At 64.0% G+C, this 430-nt stretch carries 1 protein-coding gene; it reads left to right on the top strand.

Features of this window, described 5'->3' with window-relative positions:
• Positions 1 to 72 precede the first annotated feature (72 nt).
• Positions 73 to 430 (top strand): hypothetical protein (locus D7Y04_RS42825; RefSeq protein WP_199749835.1); only part of this gene is annotated, 358 nt, incomplete at its 3' end.

Raw genomic sequence — 430 nt, 5'->3', positions numbered from 1 at the left:
GTGTGGCACGGAGAGTGAAGATTCGCATACAATGTTTCACTCTCTCCGCGTCAGCGAAAGGCCCCTCGCACCATGGATTCCTCTTCCTCGCCCAAGAGCCCTCGGCGTGCCGTGGTGTGGTCGACGATGAAGTCGTACCTCAACGAGGCCGTGTCGTCGGCGCGGACGCGGCTCAACGAGCACGTTCCCCAGTTCGGGGCGCTGGAGCAGAAGTACCGGCAGCTCTGGTTCTCGCGCATCTACCAGCACAACTTCTGGCTGGATTCGGAGTCGTGCTCGGGGCCGGGCTCCACGCTGAAGGCGACGGAGGCCATCCGCCGCGAGTTGCCGGAGGTGCTCCGCAAGGCCCAGGCAAGGACGATGCTGGACGTGCCCTGCGGCGACTTCAACTGGATGCAGCACGTGGAGCTGGACCTGGAGCAGTACATCG

The organism is Corallococcus sp. AB038B (genome assembly GCF_003668955.1).
Lineage (GTDB): Bacteria > Myxococcota > Myxococcia > Myxococcales > Myxococcaceae > Corallococcus > Corallococcus exiguus.
This window is presented reverse-complemented; position numbering and strand designations above follow the sequence as displayed.